This is a genomic window from Streptomyces sp. NPDC102514 (assembly GCF_055584525.1).
Genome location: NZ_JBVJLW010000006.1, coordinates 124,886 through 143,774 on the forward strand (window position 1 = coordinate 124,886; position 18,889 = coordinate 143,774).

An 18,889-nucleotide genomic window follows, 5' to 3' on the forward strand; every position below is an offset into this window, starting at 1 on the left:
CGCATCCGGATGCCTCGGCGTGCGTGGCGGCATGCCTGGGCGCATGGCTGCGTGCCGCCCGGCCCGGTCCTGCCGGGGGGACTGCGAACAACGATCCGCGGGGGAACGATGGGCACGACGGACACCGGCATCGGCACCAACAGCGGCACCGACATCAACACCGACACCGGCATCGGCACCGAGAAGATCACTCTGCACGAGGACGCACTGGACCCGTACGTCACGCACCCACCGACGCGCCGCTGGCTGACGGGACCCGGACTGCCGGGTGACAGCGGCCTGTTGACCTTCGAGGCCCTGCGCGAGGACGGACTGCGCACGGTGGGGGACTCGACGGGAGACCCGGCCGCCCTCCCGCCCGAACTGCGCGAGCAGTTGGTGATCGGCGCGCTGCGGGACCCCGCCGGCCCGGAGACGGAGTCGGTGCTGCTCGACGGAGCGACGGGCGAGGTGTCCACCACGTTCTTCCTCCACGACCGCCCCGACCTGATGGACCGCGTCCCGCTCGCCCCCTCCCTCCGGACGCTCACGGACTTCGTGACGGCGACGGACGAGATGTCCGCGAGGAGGGGCCAGTTCGCTTCCTACGAGGGCCGGTTCGGCCCGAAGGCCGTCACCGCGATGTCGCGGCAGCTGCTGGCGCTGTTCGAGGAGGGCGTCGACGGCGAGGTCCCGCCGTTCTGGAAGATGGCGGCGCTGATCCGCCCGATGGCCCTGGTCGCGGGCGCGCCGGCCGACTCCGCACTGACCCTCGACCTCCCGGCCCGCCTGCTGGACCAGGAGTTCGGGCACGGCCGGGTGGTGCGCTTCGAGGACGTCGACTTCCCCGCCGCCCTCGCGCACGAGCCGACGCGGCACTTCCTGCGAGAGACGGGCCTGCCCGAGGACGGCTTCCTGTTCCAGCTGGACACGGACGTACCGCTGCCGACGCTCGCCGAGTACTACGAGGACGAGCGCCCGGACGTGTTCACCCCCGACCAACTCCCGCGCGACGCACACCACTTGATCCGCCTGGGTCACCTGATCGAGGACAACAGCCTGATCGTGGACGGCGAGACGGGCGCGATCCTCGACTGGAGCGAGCCCGACGCCACGCTGTACGCCCTGAACACGGACGTCTCGACCCTGGCCTTCACCCTGTGGCTGCTCCACCGCGAGCGGACGATCGACGAGTCCCTCTCCCACGAACTGACGGAGGAGGCCTACGACCAGCTCGCCACGACCATGACGCAGACCCTGTCGACGGTCGACCCCACAGGCACCGCCCCGGGGTCGGAGTGGCACTACTGGACGGAGATGTTCCAGGACGAGGCGGGAGGGGTGCTCTGAGACGCCCAGGGCCGCGCTGACTGCCCGCACACGACGCAGGGCCGACCACCCGAAGGCAGCCGACCCCGACACCGGACCAGAGGCCGTGGCGGGAATTGAACCCACGTGCCTCGCTTTGCAGGCGAGTCCCTAAGCCACTCGGGCACACGGCCAAGCTTGAGTCCGTCGTTCCGGACTCGTTGTGTCGACCGTACGGGCCGGGGTGGGCGTGGCCAAGGGTGTCGTGGGTGCTGCAACGGGACTGCCATGCCGCGTTCACAAAGGGCGGGGCGGGGTCGTACGACCAAGGTCTCAGGTCGGGGCCGTCTTCCGACAGGGGTCAAGGTCGTTCTTGCCCCTTACCCTGGCGAACATGACCTCCCTGGAACCGGGCGACACCGGCGTCGCCGCCACCCCGAGCGCACCGATCGAAGACGTCGCCCCGGACGGCGTGCTCAGCAGTCCGTACCGGGCGCTGAGCATCGGGATCGTGTCCGTCGTGCTGCTGATCGCCTTCGAGGCGACGGCCGTCGGGACGGCCATGCCGGTGGCGGCGCGGGAGCTGGACGGGATCTCGCTGTACGCGTTCGCGTTCTCCGGGTACTTCACGACGAGCCTGTTCGGCATGGTGCTGGCCGGGCAGTGGTCCGACCGGGCCGGCCCGCTGGGGTCCCTCACCGCGGGGATAGGCGCCTTCGCGGCGGGGCTGCTGCTGTCCGGGACGGCCGGGGCCATGTGGCTGTTCATCCTCGGCCGGGCCGTACAGGGCCTGGGCGGCGGACTGGTGATCGTCGCGCTGTACGTGGTCGTGGGACGGGCCTACCCCGCACGGCTGCGCCCGTCGATCATGGCGGCGTTCGCGGCGAGCTGGGTGGTTCCGTCCATCGTCGGCCCCCTCGCCTCCGGCGCGGTCACCGAGCACCTCGGCTGGCGCTGGGTCTTCGTCGGCGTACCGGTGCTGGTCCTTCTGCCGCTGGCGCTCGCGCTGCCGCAGATACGCAGGCGGGCGTCCGGACCGGAGGAGGGGACCCTCCCCGCGCCCTTCGACCGGCGGCGCATCCGGCTGGCACTGGGCATCTCCGCGGGCGCGGGCCTGCTGCAGTACGCCGCCCAGGACCTGCGGTGGCTGTCCCTGGTCCCGGGGGTGGCGGGGGCCGCGCTGCTCGTCCCGGCGGTCCTCGGGCTGCTGCCGCGAGGCACCTACCTGGCGGCGCGCGGACTGCCGTCCGTGGTGCTGCTGCGCGGCGTGGCCGCCGGTTCCTTCATCGCGGCGGAGTCGTTCGTGCCGCTGATGCTGGTCACCGAGCGGGGCCTGTCGCCGACACTCGCCGGGTTCTCCCTCGCGGCCGGCGGCGGCACCTGGGCGCTGGGTTCCTTCGTGCAGGCGAGGGCGCGCGTGGAGCCGTACCGGGAGCGGCTGATGATGCTGGGCATGGTGCTGACCGCGGCAGCCATAGCCGCCGCGCCGACCGTGCTGATCGACGGGGTGCCGGTGTGGACGGTGGCGGTGGCCTGGGCGTTCGGCTGCTTCGGGATGGGCCTGGTGATCTCCTCCACCAGCGTCCTGCTGCTCCATCTCTCCGCCCCCGGCCAGGCCGGCAACAACTCCGCCGCCCTCCAGATGTCCGACGGCCTCGCCAACGTCCTGCTCCTCGCCGCGGGCGGCGCGGCCTTCGCGGCGCTCGGCGGCGGCACGGTCACCCACGCGGCCACCCAGGCCTCCGGCGGCCACCCGGCGGCCTTCGTGGTGGTGTTCCTGCCGATGGCGGCGGTGGCACTGGTGGGAGCGTGGGTGACCACGCGGCTGCGGGTCCCTTCGGCGGGCTGAGACGAGCCGGAGTGAGCCGGGGCGGGCCGATGTGAGCTGAGTCCCATCCCGGAGGGTCCCCGCGTCGTCCGCGCGTTGACGTTCACGGGGCGCCGGTAGGGTGGCCCGGTTGTCATACGCAGCCGTCGTCATACGTGGCCGAGCGGCTCGACCACCCCACGGAGACCGTGACTACCGCCCGCCCGTCGTCCCCCGACACCCTCACTGGAGGGCCCTTCGTGCCCGCCTCTTCCGTCGCCAGCGCCGCGTCCTCGCACCATCTGTCGCCCGCGTTCCCCGGCCGGGCCCCCTGGGGCACCGCCAACAAGCTGCGCGCCTGGCAGCAGGGGGCGATGGAGCGGTACCTCCAGGAGCAGCCGCGTGACTTCCTTGCCGTCGCCACGCCCGGCGCCGGCAAGACGACCTTCGCGCTGACGCTCGCGTCATGGCTGCTGCACCACCATGTCGTGCAGCAGGTGACCGTGGTCGCGCCGACCGAGCATCTGAAGAAGCAGTGGGCGGAGGCGGCCGCGCGCATAGGGATCAAGCTGGATCCCGAGTACAGCGCGGGCCCGCTCAGCAAGGAGTACCAGGGCGTCGCCGTGACCTACGCCGGTGTCGGCGTGCGGCCCATGCTCCACCGCAACCGCTGCGAGCAGCGCAAGACCCTCGTCATCCTCGACGAGATCCACCACGCCGGTGACTCCAAGTCGTGGGGCGAGGCGTGCCTGGAGGCTTTCGAGCCCGCCACCCGCCGGCTCGCCCTCACCGGTACGCCGTTCCGCTCCGACACGAACCCCATCCCCTTCGTCGCGTACGAGGAGGGCAACGACGGGATCCGCCGCTCCTCCGCCGACTACACCTACGGCTACGGCTCCGCACTCGGCGACGGCGTCGTGCGGCCCGTCATCTTCCTCTCCTACAGCGGCAACATGCGCTGGCGTACGAAGGCCGGGGACGAGATCGCCGCCCGGCTCGGCGAGCCGATGACCAAGGACGCCATCAGCCAGGCCTGGCGCACGGCCCTCGACGCGCGCGGCGAGTGGATGCCCAGCGTGCTGCGCGCCGCCGACCAGCGGCTGACCGAGGTGCGCAAGGGCATCCCGGACGCCGGCGCCCTCGTCATCGCCTCCGACCAGGACTCCGCGCGCGCCTACGCCAAGCTCATCCGCGAGATCACCGGCAACAAGGCCACCCTCGTCCTCTCCGACGACACGGGCGCCTCCAACCGGATCGACGAGTTCAGCCACAGCGAGGACCGCTGGATGGTCGCCGTCCGGATGGTGTCCGAGGGCGTCGACGTACCGCGCCTGGCCGTCGGCGTGTACGCGACCACGATCTCCACCCCGCTCTTCTTCGCCCAGGCCGTCGGCCGCTTCGTACGGTCCCGGCGGCGCGGCGAGACCGCCTCCGTCTTCCTGCCGACCGTCCCCGACCTCCTCACCTTCGCCAACGAGATGGAGGTCGAGCGCGACCACGCCCTCGACAAGCCCAAGAAGGAGAGCGAGGAGGACCCGTACGCCGAATCCGAGAAGGAGATGGAGGAGGCGAACAAGGAGCAGGACGAGGACACCGGCGAGCAGGAGCAGTTCTCCTTCGAGGCGCTGGAGTCCGAGGCCGTCTTCGACCGGGTCCTCTACGACGGCGCCGAGTTCGGGATGCAGGCCCACCCGGGAAGCGCGGAGGAACAGGACTACCTCGGCATCCCCGGGCTCCTCGAACCCGACCAGGTCCAGCTCCTCCTCCAGAAGCGCCAGGCCCGGCAGATCGCGCACAGCCGCAAGAAGCCCGACGACGAGGCCGACCTCCTCGAACTGCCCGCCGAGCGCCGCCCCGTGGTCTCCCACAAGGAGATGCTGGAGCTGCGCAAGAAGCTCAACACCATGGTCGGCGCGTACGTCCACCAGAGCGGCAAGCCCCACGGCGTGATCCACACCGAGCTGCGCCGCGTCTGCGGCGGCCCGCCGAGCGCGGAGGCGACCGCCGGGCAGCTGCGCCAGCGGATCGAGAAGGTGCAGGAATGGGCGACCCGCATGCGGTGACCACCCACCCCTGACGCGCCTCGGGGCCTCACGCGTCCGCATGCTGGAACCCACACGGCCGTACGCGTCCGAACACGCCCGAACACGCCTGTACGTCGACACGAGCGCCGGTGCCCTGATGGCACCGGCGCTCGCGCGTGTGCGCGCCCCTTCGGGAGGCGTGCGCGCTCTGTGCAGAGGTGGTGCACGTCGAGTTGCCCGCGGCGCCCACATCCGGCCAGAACGGGAGCAAACCGTGGGTAACCAGGAACGGTCCGTACCTGCGCATGACCGGATTCTGGACGGAGCCTTCCGCTGAGCGAACCAGCTCGCTACTGTCCCCGCTACGCACACGCCCCGTGGCAGCGCCGCCGCGGAGCGCAGCCGGTGCCCGCCCGGGAGTACCCGGGCCGCAGCCGACCGGCGGCCTCTGACGCGCGTCGCCGATGGGACCGGTGACGCATCCGCCACGTAGGGGGTCGCCGACTCTCACCACTAAGGAGTGGGCGTCGTGACCGCGGAAACCTCCCAGACGCTCGACCGGGGACTGCGCGTCCTCAAGCTGCTCGCCGACACCGACCACGGTCTGACCGTCACCGAGCTGTCCAACAAACTCGGAGTCAACCGGACCGTTGTGTACCGGTTGCTCGCCACGCTCGAACAGCACGCCCTCGTCCGCCGTGACCTGGGCGGCCGTGCCCGGGTCGGGCTCGGGGTGCTGCGGCTCGGCCGCCAGGTGCATCCGCTGGTCCGCGAGGCCGCGCTGCCCGCGCTGCGGTCGCTGGCCGAGGACATCGGGGCGACCGCCCATCTCACGCTGGTCGACGGTACGGAGGCGCTCGCCGTCGCCGTGGTCGAGCCGACGTGGACCGACTATCACGTGGCCTACCGCGCCGGGTTCCGGCATCCGCTGGAGCGGGGGGCCGCCGGGAAGGCGATCCTCGCCGCGCGGGCCGGAGGTGCGGACGGTGAGGTCGGCTACACGCTCACGCACGGCGAGCTGGAGGCCGGGGCGAGTGGGGCCGCGGCGGCGCTGATCGGTGTGACGGGGGTGGAGGGGAGTGTGGGCGTGGTGATGTTGGCCGACGCGGTGCCTGAGCGGGTGGGGCCGCGGGTTGTCGACGCCGCGCGGGAAGTGGCTGACGCACTTCGTTGACCTGGCCCTGGGAGGGCCCTGGCCGGTGCCGTGGCCGGTGCCCTGGCCGGGGTGGGGGCGTGGGTCGGCTGCGGGTCCGCTGTTGCTGGTCGCGCAGTTCCCCGCGCCCCTAAAAGATTGCGCAGTTCCCCGCGCCCCTGAAGCCGAAAGACTGCGCCGTTCCCCGCGCCCCTGAAAGCCGAGGACCGCGCCGTTGCCCGTGCTCCTGAAAGCCGAAGGCTGCGCGGTTGCCCGCGCTCCTGAAAGCCAAAAGATTGCGCCGTTCCCCGCGCCCCTAAAAGCTGAGGACCGCGCCCCTGAAAGCCAAAGACGGCGGCGTTGCCCGTGCCGCTGGAGCCGTGCCCCTGAGAGTGATCGATTGCTCTCCGTTAGATTGATCCCGTGGCTTCTCGTCTCTCCGGTCTCCCTCGTCTCTCCCGTCTCTCCCGCCTTCAGGCCGTCGCCTTGTGCGGTCTGCCTGTCGTGGGGTTGTTCGCCGTGGCCGTGTTCGCGCCCCTGCCGTTCTCGTTGGCGCAGCCCGGGATGACGGCCGATGTGCTCGGTGAGAACAAGGGTGACCCGGTCATCACGATCTCCGGTGCGAAGGCCCGTGACACGAGCGGGCAGCTGCGGATGACGACCATCGAGGCGACGGGCCCGGACGCGAGCATCGGCCTGGGCGACGTGCTCGACGGCTGGTTCCGTACGGACCGTGCGGTGATGCCGCGCGACTCGGTCTACCCGAGCGGCGACAACGTCGAGGAGATCGAGGAGTACAACGCCGAGGAGATGAAGAAGTCCCAGGACACCGCCACCGAGGCGGCCCTGAACCAGCTCGGCGAGCGGTCGGACGACATCGAGGTCACGCTGAAGCTCGCCGACGTGGGCGGCCCGAGCGCCGGACTCCTCTTCTCCCTCGGCATCGTCGACAAGCTGGACGGCGACGGCAGCGGCGGCGACCTCACGGGCGGCCGGGTCATCGCGGGTACGGGAACGATCGACGCCGGCGGGAAGGTCGGCGCGGTCGGGGGAGTGGCCCTCAAGACGCAGGCGGCCCGCCGCGACGGCGCCACGGTCTTCCTGGTCCCGAAGGCGGAGTGCTCGGACGCGAAGTCGGAGCTGCCGAAGGGGCTGCGCCTCATCCCGGTGACGACCCTCAAGGGCGCCGTCGACTCCCTGGTGGCGCTGGAGAAGGGCAAGGGCTCCGTCCCCTCCTGCTGAGCCCCGCCCGCGAACAGCGTGCCCGCCGCTCACCCGCCGCTCAGCCGTCCTTCACGAACCCTTCCTTCTTCATCCAGTCCAGCGCCACCGCGTGCGGATCCTCGCCGTCGACGTCCACCTTGGCGTTCAGCTCCTGCGCCACGTCGTTGTCGAGCCGCTTCGTGATCGGGGCCAGGACCTCGGCGATCGCCGGGTACTTCTTCAGGGCCTTCGTGTTGATCTGCGGAGCCACGTTGTAGTTGGGGAAGAACTTCTTGTCGTCCGCCATCACGGCGAGGTTCATGGACTTGATGCGCCCGTCGGTGGTGAAGACCTCCCCGTAGGTGCAACTGCCCTTCCGCACCTGGGTGTAGATGATCCCGGTGTCCATCTGCGTGATGTTCCCGCTCGGCACCTTCATGCCGTAGGCCTTCTCCATGCCCGGCAGCCCGTCCGCCCGGTTGGCGAACTCGCTCTCCACGCAGAGCGTGACGGCCTTGGGGTCCTTCTTGGAGAGGGCGGCCACCTCGGAGAGCGTCTTCGTGCCGTACTTCTTGTAGTTGGCCTGGTTCATGGCGAGCGCGTACGTGTTGTTCAGCTTCGAAGGGGGCAGCCAGGTCAGCCCGTTCTTCAGGTCGGCCTCGCGCACGGCCTCCCACTGCTTCTGCGGATCCGCGATGGGGTCGCTGTTGCCCAGGTAGGTGATCCAGGCGGTGCCCGTGTACTCGTAACCGGCGTCCGCGTCCCCGTTCTTGACCGCCTCCCGGGAGCCGATGGACCCCTGGATGCCCGTGCGGTCGAGGACGTCGGCGCCGGCCGCCTGGAAGGCGATGCCCATGATCGCGCCGAGGATGAGCTGCTCGGTGAACTCCTTGGACGTCACGGTGAGATCGGCGCCCTTGAGCGGCTGCCCCTTCCCGACCGACCCCGGCTTCACGTCGTCGACCATGGGCGAACCACTGGTCAGCCCGCACCCGGACACCGCCGCCAGCAGGGCCAACGCCGCCACCGGACCCGTAACCGACGTAACCCGCCTCATGAGCCCGCCTCCAGGCCGCGTGGACTGAGCAGGAGCTCGGCCAGGGACGCCAGCCAGTCGACCAGCAGCGCCAGCGCGACGGTCAGGATCGAGCCGAGGACCAGCACCGGCATCCGCTGATTGGTGATCCCGGTCGTGATCAGCACACCCAGACCGCCGCCTCCGCCGAATGTGGCGAGCGTCGCCGTGCCCACGTTCAGGACGAGCGCGGTCCGTACCCCGGCGAGGATCAGCGGTACGGCCAGCGGGAGTTCGATGCGGCTCAGCACGCCCAGCGGGGACATGCCGATGCCCCGGGCGGCCTCCAGGAGCGTTGGATCGTTCGCCTTCAGCCCGGCGATCGTGTTCGACAGGACGGGCAGGACGGCGTACGCGATGATGCCGATCAGGGCCGCCTTCCGGCCGATGCCCAGCCAGATCACCAGCAGGGCGAGCAGCCCGATCGCGGGCGTCGCCTGTCCCATGTTGGCGAAGGTCATGAACACCGGGGTCGCCTTGCGGAAGGCGCCGCGCGTCAGCAGGATGCCCAGCGGGATCGCGATGATCAGCACGAAGAAGGTGGAGATCACGGTCAGCTCGATGTGCTGGCGCAGGGCTTTCCACACCTGCCCGTTGCTGAGCGCGTTCTCGGAGAGCGGGTCGAGATCCGCCTGGCGGAACCAGAGCCAGGTGCAGAGCAGCCCGACGACGAGCACGGTCGGCAGGAGCGTCAGCTTCAGCCAACTGATCCTGGGTGCGGGGGACTTGGCGGCCACCGCGGAGAGGTCCTCGTCGAAGGCGGCCTCCCGCCCGGCCTCAGGACCGGCGTCCCCGAAGCCGGTACGGACGTTTCCGGGTCCCGTACGAACGTCCCCGGGTCCCGTACGGACATCCTCGGGCCCCGTAGGGGCGTCCCGGGGCCCCGAGCCGCCGTCACGACCGCTTTCAGGGGTGCTCACGCCTGCGCCTCCCCGTCGCCGCCGCCACCCACGCCCTCCTGCTCGTGACGTGTCTGCTCATGACGGGTCTGCTCGGTGCGGGCCTCCTCCAGGTCGTGCTGGTGCTCCATCGCGTCGAGCCGGTCGGCCTCCAGCATCTCCTGCACGGAGTTCATCAGCGTCTCCATGTCCACCACGCCGGTGTACTCGCCGCGCCGCCCGGTCACCACGACCCGCCCCGCGTTGTCCGTGAGCACGGCCTCCAGCGCGTCCCGCAGCGTCGCGTCCCGGGTCACGGTGTCGTTCACCAGCGTGCCGGCCCTGGCCAGCGAGCCCCGCGCCCGCATGAGATCCCCGCGCCGCAGCCACTTGTAGGGCCGCCCCCGCCGGTCGAGCAGCAGGATCTCGTTCGTACCGCTCGCCCGGATCTTGTTGAAGATGTCCTGCAGCGGGTCGTCGACGGTCACCGTCGGATAGTCGGTGATCTCCACATCCCGTACGCGCGTCAGGTTCAGCCGCTTCAGAGCGGCCCCCGCGCCCACGAACCCGGACACGAAGTCGTCGGCGGGGTTGGTGAGGATCGCCTCCGGGGTGTCGAACTGCGCGATGTGCGACTGCTCCCGCAGCACCGCGATCCGGTCACCGAGCTTGATGGCCTCGTCGAAGTCGTGCGTGACGAAGACGATCGTCTTGTGCAACTCGTGCTGCAGCCGGATCAGTTCATCCTGCAGATGATCACGAGTGATGGGATCGACGGCACCGAACGGCTCGTCCATCAACAACACAGGCGGATCGGCGGCCAACGCCCGCGCCACGCCCACCCGCTGCTGCTGCCCTCCGGACAACTGCCGCGGATAACGCCCGTGGAACTCACCGGGATCGAGCCCCACCAGATCGAGCATCTCCTCGATCCGCTCGGCGACGCGCCCCTTCGACCAGCCGACCATCTTGGGCACGAGCCCGATGTTCTGGGCGACGGTCATGTGCGGGAAGAGCCCCGAGGACTGGATGGCGTACCCGATCTTGCGCCGCAGCTTCACGGGGTCCATGTGGGTGACGTCCTCGCCACCGATGCGGATGCGCCCGCCCGTGGGCTCGATCAGCCGGTTGATCATCTTCAGCGTGGTGGACTTGCCGCACCCGGAGGGCCCGACCAGCACCACCAGCTCACCGGCGTTGATCTCCATGTTGACGCTGTCCACAGCGGGATCGGAACTCCCCGGATACCGCTTGCTCAGACTCTCCAGCCGAATGGTGGCCCCGGTGGCGTCATGCCCACCCCCACCCTCCCGCGCCCCCTCCACGGTCTCTGCTGCTGTCTCAGACACGAATCCCCCTAGGGATGGTCAGCCGCCCGATGAGGACGTACGCGGCATCGAACAGCAGCGCCAGGACGATGATCCCGAGCGTGCCCGCGAGGACTTGGTTGAGCGCGTTCTTGCTGCCCAGGGAGGCGATACCGCGGAAGATCTCGTTGCCGAGCCCGGGCCCGGAGGCGTACGCGGCGATGGCGGCGATGCCCATCAGCATCTGCGTGGAGACCCGGATCCCGGTCAGGATCGGCGGCCAGGCCAACGGCAGCTCCACGCGTACGAGCCGGGCGAGCCGCGACATCCCGATACCGGTCGCGGCGTCCACCAGCGACGGGTCGACGCCGCGCAGCCCGACGATCGAGTTCCGCACGATGGGCAGCAACCCGTACAGGGTCAGCGCGATGACCGTGGGCGGAACACCCAGCCCCACCACCGGGATCAGCAGACCGATCATGGCGAGCGAGGGAATGGTCAGCAGGGTCGCCGTGGTGATCGTGGCGAGGTTCCCGGCCCAGTCGCTTCGATAGGTGACGACCCCGATCACCACCCCCACGACGGTGGCGACGACCATGCACTGGAAAACGGCGCTGGCGTGCTGGAAAGCGTCGGCGAGGAGCTGTTGATGACGGCTGCCGAGGTACTCCCAGAAGTTCATCGCTGTCACCTCACTCGGTAGCCCGGTCGTTCAGCCGTCGTCGTCCCTGGCCGCCTGCTCCACCAGCGGGATGATCCGCAGCGGAACGGGGTTCTCCATGACGATCGCCGTGGAGGCCCGGACAATGCCATCAAAACCGACAACCCGGTCGATCACCCGTTGAAGATCGGCGTTGGACCGGGCCACGAGCCGGCACAGCATGTCCCCGCCACCCGTGGTCGTGTGCAGCTCCAGCACCTCGGGCACGGTCGCCAAGTGCGCCCGTACGTCCGCCCCTTGCCCCTGCCGGATCTGCAGGGTCGCGAAGGCGGTGACGGGATATCCGAGGGCCGTGGGATCCACCTGCGGACCGAATCCCCGGATGACTCCATTCGACTGAAGCCGGTCCAGCCGCGCCTGCACGGTCCCGCGCGCGACACCGAGCCGGCGGGACATCTCCAGCACCCCGATCCGGGGCTCCTCGGCGAGCAGCACAAGAAGCCGCCCGTCCAAACGATCGATCCCCACAAGCACCTCCGAGGTGGTCACCCTGTACAAGAAGTAGAGGGGCAGCGGCCCTCCACTGAACACATTGCCCAGCCACATCGCAAACAATTGCGCACCTTGCTGAAGGGCGAGAGCCTGCGCCCATGACTCAGACCACGCACCACACCCCTCATACCGCGCGACAGGCAGATCCCTTCCCGGTCAAGGGAATGGACGCGGTCGTCTTCGCCGTGGGCAACGCCAAGCAGGCGGCGCACTACTACTCCACGGCCTTCGGCATGAAGCTCGTCGCGTACTCCGGACCGGAGAACGGCAGCCGGGAGACCGCGAGCTACGTCCTGGAGAACGGCTCCGCCCGTTTCGTGTTCACCTCGGTCATCAGGCCCGCCACCCCCTGGGGCACCTTCCTCGCCGAGCACGTGGCGGAGCACGGCGACGGAGTCGTCGACCTCGCCATCGAGGTCCCGGACGCACGCGCGGCGTTCGCGTACGCCGTCGAGCACGGCGCGACCCCCCTCACCGAGCCGCACGACGTGAAAGACGAACACGGCACGGTGGTCCTGGCCGCGATCGCCACGTACGGCAAGACCCGCCACACCCTGGTGGAGCGCACGGGTTACGACGGCCCGTACCTCCCCGGCTACACAGCCGCCGCCCCGATCGTCGAACCCCCTGCCCAGCGCACTTTCCAGGCCATCGACCACTGCGTCGGCAACGTGGAACTCGGCCGGATGAACGAATGGGTCGGCTTCTACAACGAGGTCATGGGCTTCACGAACATGAAGGAGTTCGTGGGCGACGACATCGCGACCGAGTACAGCGCCCTGATGTCCAAGGTCGTGGCCGACGGCACGCTCAAGGTCAAGTTCCCGATCAACGAGCCGGCCATCGCCAAGAAGAAGTCCCAGATCGACGAGTACCTGGAGTTCTACGGCGGCGCGGGCGTCCAGCACATCGCCCTGAACACCAACGACATCGTCAACACGGTCCGCACGATGCGCGCGGCGGGCGTCCAGTTCCTCGACACCCCGGACTCGTACTACGACACCCTCGGCGAATGGGCGGGCGAGACGAGGGTCCCCGTGGAGACACTGCGCGAACTGAAGATCCTCGTGGACCGCGACGAGGACGGCTACCTCCTGCAGATCTTCACGAAGCCGGTCCAGGACAGGCCGACGGTCTTCTTCGAGATGATCGAACGCCACGGCTCCATGGGCTTCGGCAAGGGCAACTTCAAGGCCCTCTTCGAGGCAATAGAACGAGAGCAGGACCGCCGGGGCAACCTCTGATCCAGAGCCCTCCACCACGCACGGCCCGCACCCGGCAGACAACGGGAGCGGGCCGTGCCGGTACGTCGAAGTCCGCCGCATAGGGCTCCTGCAATCGACGGTCGCTCCCATTCTTGGGGCGGTACACCCGGGAGGCGGCGGACTCGACGTACCGGCACGGCCCCGACCCACGGCCGACCGCCCGGACCCACGGCCGACCGCCCCACGGCCGACCGCCCCGACCCACCCCCTACCGCAACGCGCCCGCAGGCCGCGCCTCGGCCTCCCCCAACTCCTCCAGCGCCCGCAGAGCCACAGGCACCAACAACGGCGAGAACACCGGACTGATCCGCAACGCTTCGCCAAGATGCCGCCGAGCCCCCGAGTCGTTCCCCACCCCCCGCTCGATCACCCCCCGGTGAAACGAGTACAGAGCGACCCGAGCCCCACCCCCACGCACCCGATCCGTCGCCCGGGTGGCGAAACCGACCGCCTCCTTGTCCTTCCCGTCCCGATGCAACGCCCACCCCAGCGCATCGGCCACAGCCACCGAAGGATGCCGGGCCCACTCACCCCGCAACCGCCGCACCGCACCCCCCGCATCCCCGTGATCGGCCTCGAAGAGCCCGAGCACCAGCTCCTCGTTCACCCCGGCCGCGTCCCCCTCCCGCACCCGCGCCCGCAACACGTCGTACTGGGCCCGCGCGGCCCCGCCGAGCCCCAGCGACTCGTACAACTCGCCCAGCTCCAGCGCGTACCGCGGCAACGGCTGCTTCGCCAGCGCGGACTGATACGCGAGCAGCGCCTCCGAGTCCCGCCCCAGCGCGGCCAGCGCCCGCCCCTGCCCGGCCAGCGCCGCATGCTCCCCGGGATCGGCCCGCAACGCGGCCTCGAACGCACGCAGCGACTCCGCGGCCTCCCCGCGCTCCCAGGCCGACTCCCCGACCCGCACCAGACAGTCGGCCTGCTCGGCAGGGGTGGCGGCGAGCGCCGCGGCATCGGACAAGGCGGCGGCGGAATCCTCCCGCCACCCCCGATCCCGGTAGACGAGCCCGGCCCGCACCAACACCTGCGCTCCCGGTCGGCCCCCCGACACCCCACTCCCCGAGGGAAGTTCGACAAGCTTGGCCAGCACCCGCCGAGCACCCTTGTAGTCCCCGAGCCCCCGATACGCGTCGATCAGCGCCGGATACACGGACCACCGCTTCGGCGAGGAGGCCACCGCCGCCTCCCCCCACCCCCGCGCGGCCCGGAAGTCGTGCCGCGCGTTGGCGAGCGCGGCCATCCCGCGGAACGCCTCGGTGTTCCCCTTCGGCCGCCCCTTCAGCGACGTACGCAACGCGGCGTCGGCCTTCGGATAGAACCCCGGCTCGGCGGTCCGCTCGCCCCGCTCCACATACGCGCCGCCCAGCTCGGCCCACGAGCGCACATCACCCGGATGGGCCCGCAGATGCGCCTCGCGGTCACTGATCAGCGCGACCAGATCGGGCAGCGAGGCGGGCGCCCCCGACCCGACCGCGGTCACGGCCCGCGCCACGGGCCCGGGGGAGGGCGGCGGCCGGCGATCCCCGTCGGGCATGACGACCAGCACACCCCCCAGCACGAAGCACCCCACGACGGCCCCGGCCAGCACGCGCCGGATCAGAACCTCACGCTTCACACCGCTGTCCATGCCGATCACTGTGCGTCAATACGAAGAGCACACCCGGCCACCACCCCGGCACGGAAAGCCTCGCGCGGGCGGGGTTCACACCGATGGCCCCGAGTGCGACGCTGTGATCATGAGCCGTATCGAAGCCCGACCCGATGAAGACACCGTGGCGGTGGGCAGCCCCCGCGATCGCCTCACCGAACGTCTCCTCACGGGCCTGCCGGCCGAGGCGGTCCTCACCGACCCGGACGTCACCGGCTCGTACGCCAACGACATGGCCAGCTTCTGCGAGGCGGGCACCCCTGCCGTCGTCGTGCTGCCGCGCACGGTCGAACAGGTCCAGCACGTCATGCGCACGGCGACCGACCTCCGGGTCCCGGTGGTCCCGCAGGGCGCCCGCACGGGCCTCTCCGGGGCGGCCAACGCCTCCGAGGGCTGCATCGTGCTGTCCCTGATCAAGATGGACCGCATCCTGGAGATCAGCCCCGTGGACCGGATCGCGGTGGTCGAGCCGGGCGTCATCAACGCCACGCTCTCCCGCGCCGTCAACGAGCACGGCCTCTACTACCCGCCGGACCCCTCCAGCTGGGAGATGTGCACCATCGGCGGCAACATCGGCACGGCCTCGGGCGGCCTGTGCTGCGTGAAGTACGGAGTGACGGCGGAGTACGTCCTCGGCCTGGACGTCGTCCTGGCGGACGGCCGCCTGATGTCGACGGGCCGCCGTACGGCGAAGGGTGTGGCCGGATACGACCTGACGCGCCTGTTCGTCGGCTCGGAGGGCTCACTCGGCATCGTCGTACAGGCCACGCTCGCCCTGAAACCCCAACCGCCCCAACAGCTCGTCCTGGCGGCGGAGTTCCCCTCCGGGGCGGCGGCCTGCGACGCGGTCTGCCGGATCATGGAGGGCGGCCATGTGCCGTCCCTCCTCGAACTGATGGACCGCACCACGGTGAAGGCCGTCAACGACATGGCGCACATGGGCCTCCCGGAGAGCACCGAGGCACTGCTCCTCGCCGCCTTCGACACGCTCGACCCCGCCGCGGACCTCGCCGCGGTCGGCGCGCTGTGCGAGGCGGCGGGCGCCACCCAGGTCGTACCGGCGGAGGACGCGGCCGAGTCGGAACTGCTCCTCCAGGCCCGCCGGCTGTCCCTCACGGGCCTTGAGGCGGTCAAGGGCACGACGATGATCGACGACGTGTGCGTACCGCGCTCCAGGCTCGCCGAGATGCTCGAAGGGGTCGACCGGATCGCCGAGAAGTACCGGCTGACCATCGGCGTCGTGGCCCACGCGGGCGACGGCAACACCCACCCGACCGTCTGCTTCGACGCGAGCGACCCCGACGAGTCCCGGCGCGCCCGTGAGTCCTTCGACGAGATCATGGCCCTCGGCCTGGAACTCGGCGGCACGATCACCGGCGAGCACGGTGTGGGCGTCCTCAAGAAGGAGTGGCTGGCCCGCGAGATCGGCCCGGTCGGCATCGAGATGCAACGGGCGGTGAAAACGGCCTTCGACCCCCTGGGCATCCTCAACCCGGGAAAACTCTTCTGACAGACCCCTCCACCTCCCCCCTCCCCCTCTCTCCTCTCCCTCACCCCTCCTCCCTCTCACTCCCCGTCCTTGGACTCGTCGGAGGGCCACGGGTCGCTCAGCCACAGATCGTCGGCCGGGGTCGGCGCGAGCAGCTCGTCGAGACCGTCGTCGAGACCGAGCCGCCCGGCCTCCGTGCCCGGCGGGACCGCCCGCAGCGTGCGCTCCAGCCACGCCGACACCTGCGCGGCGGGCGCTTCCAGCAGCGCGTCCCCGTCGGGCGAACTCAGCGCCATCAGGACGACGCCGCGCCCGCCGACCTTCGTCGGCCACGCCCGTACATCCCCGTGCCCGCACGGCCGGAACACCCCCTCGACGAGCAGTTCCCGCGCGAAGGTCCAGCTCACGGGGTGGTCGGTGCCGATGTGGAAGGTGACATGGACGGCGTACGGATCGTCGCTGCGGTAACTCAGCAGAGCCGGCACGGGGATGCTGCGCTCGGGGGACAGCACCAGCTTGAGCTCCAGCTCCCGTTCCACCACGACGGTGTCGCTCTCCCGCCCGCTGTCCCTGCCGCTCTTCCTGTCGTCGTTCCTGCCGCCGTTCCGGCCGTCGTTGAGATCGTTGTTCACGTCGTTGCTCATGCGGTCCGCTTCCTCTCGTGGCCGGGACCCGAGGAGCGGGCCCGTACGAGTGGAGAGGCCGCGGAGGCCGCAGCATTACGCCGGTTCGGAGAACTTTTTTCGCAGGGTCCCCGGACCGTCGCGCCTATACCGCGCCGAGGCCGGAAATGGTGGGGGAACCGCGCTCGAAGGGGGTAGGTACACCAGGAGCGGCAGTGGCGGTTGCGCCCGTCTGATAGATGTGGACGCTCAACACGACCCCCGAGCAGATACGGGACGACGGACATGAGCGCCCCAACCCCGGCCCCCGGCGACGACAGGCCCCACGAGGGGTACTACCCGGACCCGTCCATTCCTGGATATGTCCGGTACTGGAACGGTGCCGCATGGGTGCCGGGCACCAGCCGGCCGGCGCCCGGCGGCGACCCTGCCGCCTCACCCGCCTCACCCGCCTCACCCGCTTCGGCCCCCTCGGCCGCGAACGCGCAGCACGCACCCGTGTCCACGGAGGAGACGGGCCCGCACTTCTTCGACGAGGACCCGCCCGCCGCGGGCCCGTCGCCCGCCGAGGCCCAGCACGGCAGCCGCCCCGAACCGGCCACCGCGTGGGGTGCCGACCGCTCCCGGCAGACCGGCTTCGGCGGCGATCCGGACCGCCGGGTCCGCTGGGGCTCACCGGACCCGCGGGTACCGGCGGAGTCCGCGCAACCGGCACAGCCGGCCCAGCCCACGCCGCAGGCACAGGCCGCCGCACCGCAGCCCCAGTCCGCATCCCCGGTCCAGTCGGCCGCGCAGCCCGACGGCAGGTCGGACCACACGGACGGCACGGCCACGTTCCAGGGGGCCGACTCCGAGCGGGACCCGGGGGCGCCCATGCCTCCTCCCTCCGGCGGCACGGTGGTCTTCCGCCGGCCCACGGGTTCGCCCGGCGCCACGGGTTCGGCCGGTGCCATGGGTGCCGGGCGCGCGCATGTCGCGGGCGCGTCCGGCGCGGCGCGCGCGCAGGCCCCGGGCACGGGGGCCGCCGCCTCCGGCAGCCCCGCCTCCGGCGTCCCCGGTTCCCGCGAACCCGTCGTCGCCGAGGGCACGATGAGCTTCAGGCGGACCCCGCAGCGGTCGGGACAGCAGCGCGGTACGCAGCCGGCCGCGGCCCAGCAGCCCACGGGCGCGGCCCAGCCCACGGCCCCGGCACAGCCGTCCCCCGCCGCCCCGGCCCCGCAGCAGCAGTCCACTCCCACCGTCCCCCCGCAGACGGTCCCGCCACAGGCCGTCACTCCGCAGGCGCAGGCGCCGATGAGTGCGGGTCCCGGTGGCGGCCAGCCGTCCTGGGCCCAGCAGGTGCACCGGCTGGCCGGGGCGGACGAGGACCAGCCCGTCGTGCCGTGGAAGCCGGTGCGGGAGGACCCGTTCCAGTCGGTCGTGCGTTCCCAGGCCGAGGCGCGTCCGGCGGGGCTCGGGAAGCGGTTCGCCGCCCGGCTCGTGGACACGCTCGTGCTGGCCGCGGTCACCGGCGCGGCCGCGGTTCCGCTGGGCACCAGGGCGCTGGACCACGTCAACGAGAAGATCGACGCGGCCAAGCTCTCCGGCGAGACGGTCACGGTGTGGCTGCTGGACGGCACGACCGCCCTCTACCTCGGCATCGTCCTCGCCGTCCTGATCGTCTTCGGCGTCCTCTACGAGGCGCTGCCCAACGCCAAGTGGGGCCGCACCCTCGGCAAGAAGCTGTTCGGCCTCCAGGTACGGGACATCGAGGGAGGCGACCCGCCGTCGTTCGGCCTGGCCCTGCGGCGCTGGCTCGTCTACAGCGTCCCGTGCCTTCTCGGCATCGGTGTCGTGGGTGTCGTGTGGGGCCTGTTCGACCGCCCGTGGCGGCAGTGCTGGCACGACAAGGCGGCCCATACGTTCGTCGCGGGCTGACGGCACCCGGCGGCCGTA

15 protein-coding genes and 1 tRNA gene are annotated in these 18,889 nt (G+C 70.9%); 8 read left to right on the forward strand and 8 right to left on the reverse strand.

Annotation, left to right across the window (positions count from 1 at the left end; genetic code table 11):
• The first annotated feature begins 108 nt into the window (after positions 1-108).
• On the forward strand, positions 109-1,329 hold the full coding sequence (locus tag ACZ60E_RS17345) for an SUKH-4 family immunity protein (RefSeq protein ID WP_469441347.1): 1,221 nt from the start codon (positions 109-111) through the stop codon (positions 1,327-1,329).
• Positions 1,330-1,409: 80 nt separating this feature from the next.
• Here ACZ60E_RS17345 and ACZ60E_RS17350 read toward each other — a convergent pair.
• Positions 1,410-1,481: transfer RNA gene (locus tag ACZ60E_RS17350), tRNA-Cys, on the reverse strand.
• 200 nt (positions 1,482-1,681) lie between these two features.
• Between ACZ60E_RS17350 and ACZ60E_RS17355 the strand changes: the two genes are divergently transcribed.
• The 4 genes from ACZ60E_RS17355 (at position 1,682) to ACZ60E_RS17370 (ending at position 7,492) form a co-directional block, all read left to right on the forward strand.
• Positions 1,682-3,136: an MFS transporter gene (locus ACZ60E_RS17355; RefSeq protein WP_384805232.1), complete on the forward strand. Its 1,455-nt coding sequence runs from the start codon at positions 1,682-1,684 to the stop codon at positions 3,134-3,136.
• Between the two features lie 218 nt (positions 3,137-3,354).
• Positions 3,355-5,157 (forward strand): DEAD/DEAH box helicase, encoded by a 1,803-nt coding sequence (locus ACZ60E_RS17360; protein ID WP_384805230.1) that lies wholly within the window; start codon positions 3,355-3,357, stop codon positions 5,155-5,157.
• Positions 5,158-5,647: 490 nt separating this feature from the next.
• A complete protein-coding gene (locus ACZ60E_RS17365; RefSeq protein WP_384805228.1) occupies positions 5,648-6,292 on the forward strand; it encodes an IclR family transcriptional regulator in 645 nt (214 codons plus the stop codon).
• Between the two features lie 381 nt (positions 6,293-6,673).
• Positions 6,674-7,492, forward strand: coding sequence for a S16 family serine protease (locus ACZ60E_RS17370; RefSeq protein WP_384805226.1), 819 nt, complete (start codon positions 6,674-6,676; stop codon positions 7,490-7,492).
• Between the two features lie 40 nt (positions 7,493-7,532).
• On the opposite strand, the gene ACZ60E_RS17375 is transcribed toward ACZ60E_RS17370, so the two are convergent.
• The 5 genes from ACZ60E_RS17375 to ACZ60E_RS17395 form a co-directional block, all read right to left on the reverse strand.
• On the reverse strand, positions 7,533-8,510 hold the full coding sequence (locus ACZ60E_RS17375; RefSeq protein WP_384805224.1) for a glycine betaine ABC transporter substrate-binding protein: 978 nt from the start codon (positions 8,508-8,510) through the stop codon (positions 7,533-7,535).
• A complete protein-coding gene (locus tag ACZ60E_RS17380; protein ID WP_384805302.1) occupies positions 8,507-9,265 on the reverse strand; it encodes an ABC transporter permease in 759 nt (252 codons plus the stop codon). The genes ACZ60E_RS17375 and ACZ60E_RS17380 overlap by 4 nt, the downstream gene beginning before the upstream one ends.
• 179 nt (positions 9,266-9,444) lie before the next feature.
• Positions 9,445-10,731, reverse strand: coding sequence for a betaine/proline/choline family ABC transporter ATP-binding protein (locus tag ACZ60E_RS17385; protein ID WP_469441793.1), 1,287 nt, complete (start codon positions 10,729-10,731; stop codon positions 9,445-9,447).
• A 16-nt stretch (positions 10,732-10,747) separates the two neighbouring features.
• The gene (locus ACZ60E_RS17390) at positions 10,748-11,395 is read right to left on the reverse strand and encodes an ABC transporter permease (protein ID WP_107015967.1); all 648 of its coding nucleotides are present in this window, start codon (positions 11,393-11,395) and stop codon (positions 10,748-10,750) included.
• A 30-nt stretch (positions 11,396-11,425) separates the two neighbouring features.
• Positions 11,426-11,902 (reverse strand): Lrp/AsnC family transcriptional regulator, encoded by a 477-nt coding sequence (locus tag ACZ60E_RS17395; protein WP_107016413.1) that lies wholly within the window; start codon positions 11,900-11,902, stop codon positions 11,426-11,428.
• A 122-nt stretch (positions 11,903-12,024) separates the two neighbouring features.
• Between ACZ60E_RS17395 and hppD the strand changes: the two genes are divergently transcribed.
• The gene (gene hppD, locus ACZ60E_RS17400; RefSeq protein ID WP_469441351.1) at positions 12,025-13,170 is read left to right on the forward strand and encodes a 4-hydroxyphenylpyruvate dioxygenase; all 1,146 of its coding nucleotides are present in this window, start codon (positions 12,025-12,027) and stop codon (positions 13,168-13,170) included.
• A gap of 229 nt (positions 13,171-13,399) precedes the next feature.
• On the opposite strand, the gene ACZ60E_RS17405 is transcribed toward hppD, so the two are convergent.
• Positions 13,400-14,821: a tetratricopeptide repeat protein gene (locus tag ACZ60E_RS17405; RefSeq protein ID WP_469441353.1), complete on the reverse strand. Its 1,422-nt coding sequence runs from the start codon at positions 14,819-14,821 to the stop codon at positions 13,400-13,402.
• 103 nt (positions 14,822-14,924) lie between these two features.
• Here ACZ60E_RS17405 and ACZ60E_RS17410 point away from each other — a divergent pair, with 103 nt between their 5' ends.
• Positions 14,925-16,352 carry an FAD-binding oxidoreductase gene (locus ACZ60E_RS17410; protein ID WP_384805300.1) on the forward strand — a complete coding sequence of 476 codons (1,428 nt, stop codon included), beginning with the start codon at positions 14,925-14,927 and terminating at the stop codon, positions 16,350-16,352.
• A gap of 56 nt (positions 16,353-16,408) precedes the next feature.
• Here ACZ60E_RS17410 and ACZ60E_RS17415 read toward each other — a convergent pair whose 3' ends face one another.
• Positions 16,409-16,975 (reverse strand): SsgA family sporulation/cell division regulator, encoded by a 567-nt coding sequence (locus ACZ60E_RS17415; protein WP_469441354.1) that lies wholly within the window; start codon positions 16,973-16,975, stop codon positions 16,409-16,411.
• Positions 16,976-17,239: 264 nt separating this feature from the next.
• Between ACZ60E_RS17415 and ACZ60E_RS17420 the strand changes: the two genes are divergently transcribed.
• The gene (locus ACZ60E_RS17420; RefSeq protein ID WP_469441355.1) at positions 17,240-18,871 is read left to right on the forward strand and encodes an RDD family protein; all 1,632 of its coding nucleotides are present in this window, start codon (positions 17,240-17,242) and stop codon (positions 18,869-18,871) included.
• The last annotated feature ends 18 nt before the right edge of the window (positions 18,872-18,889 follow it).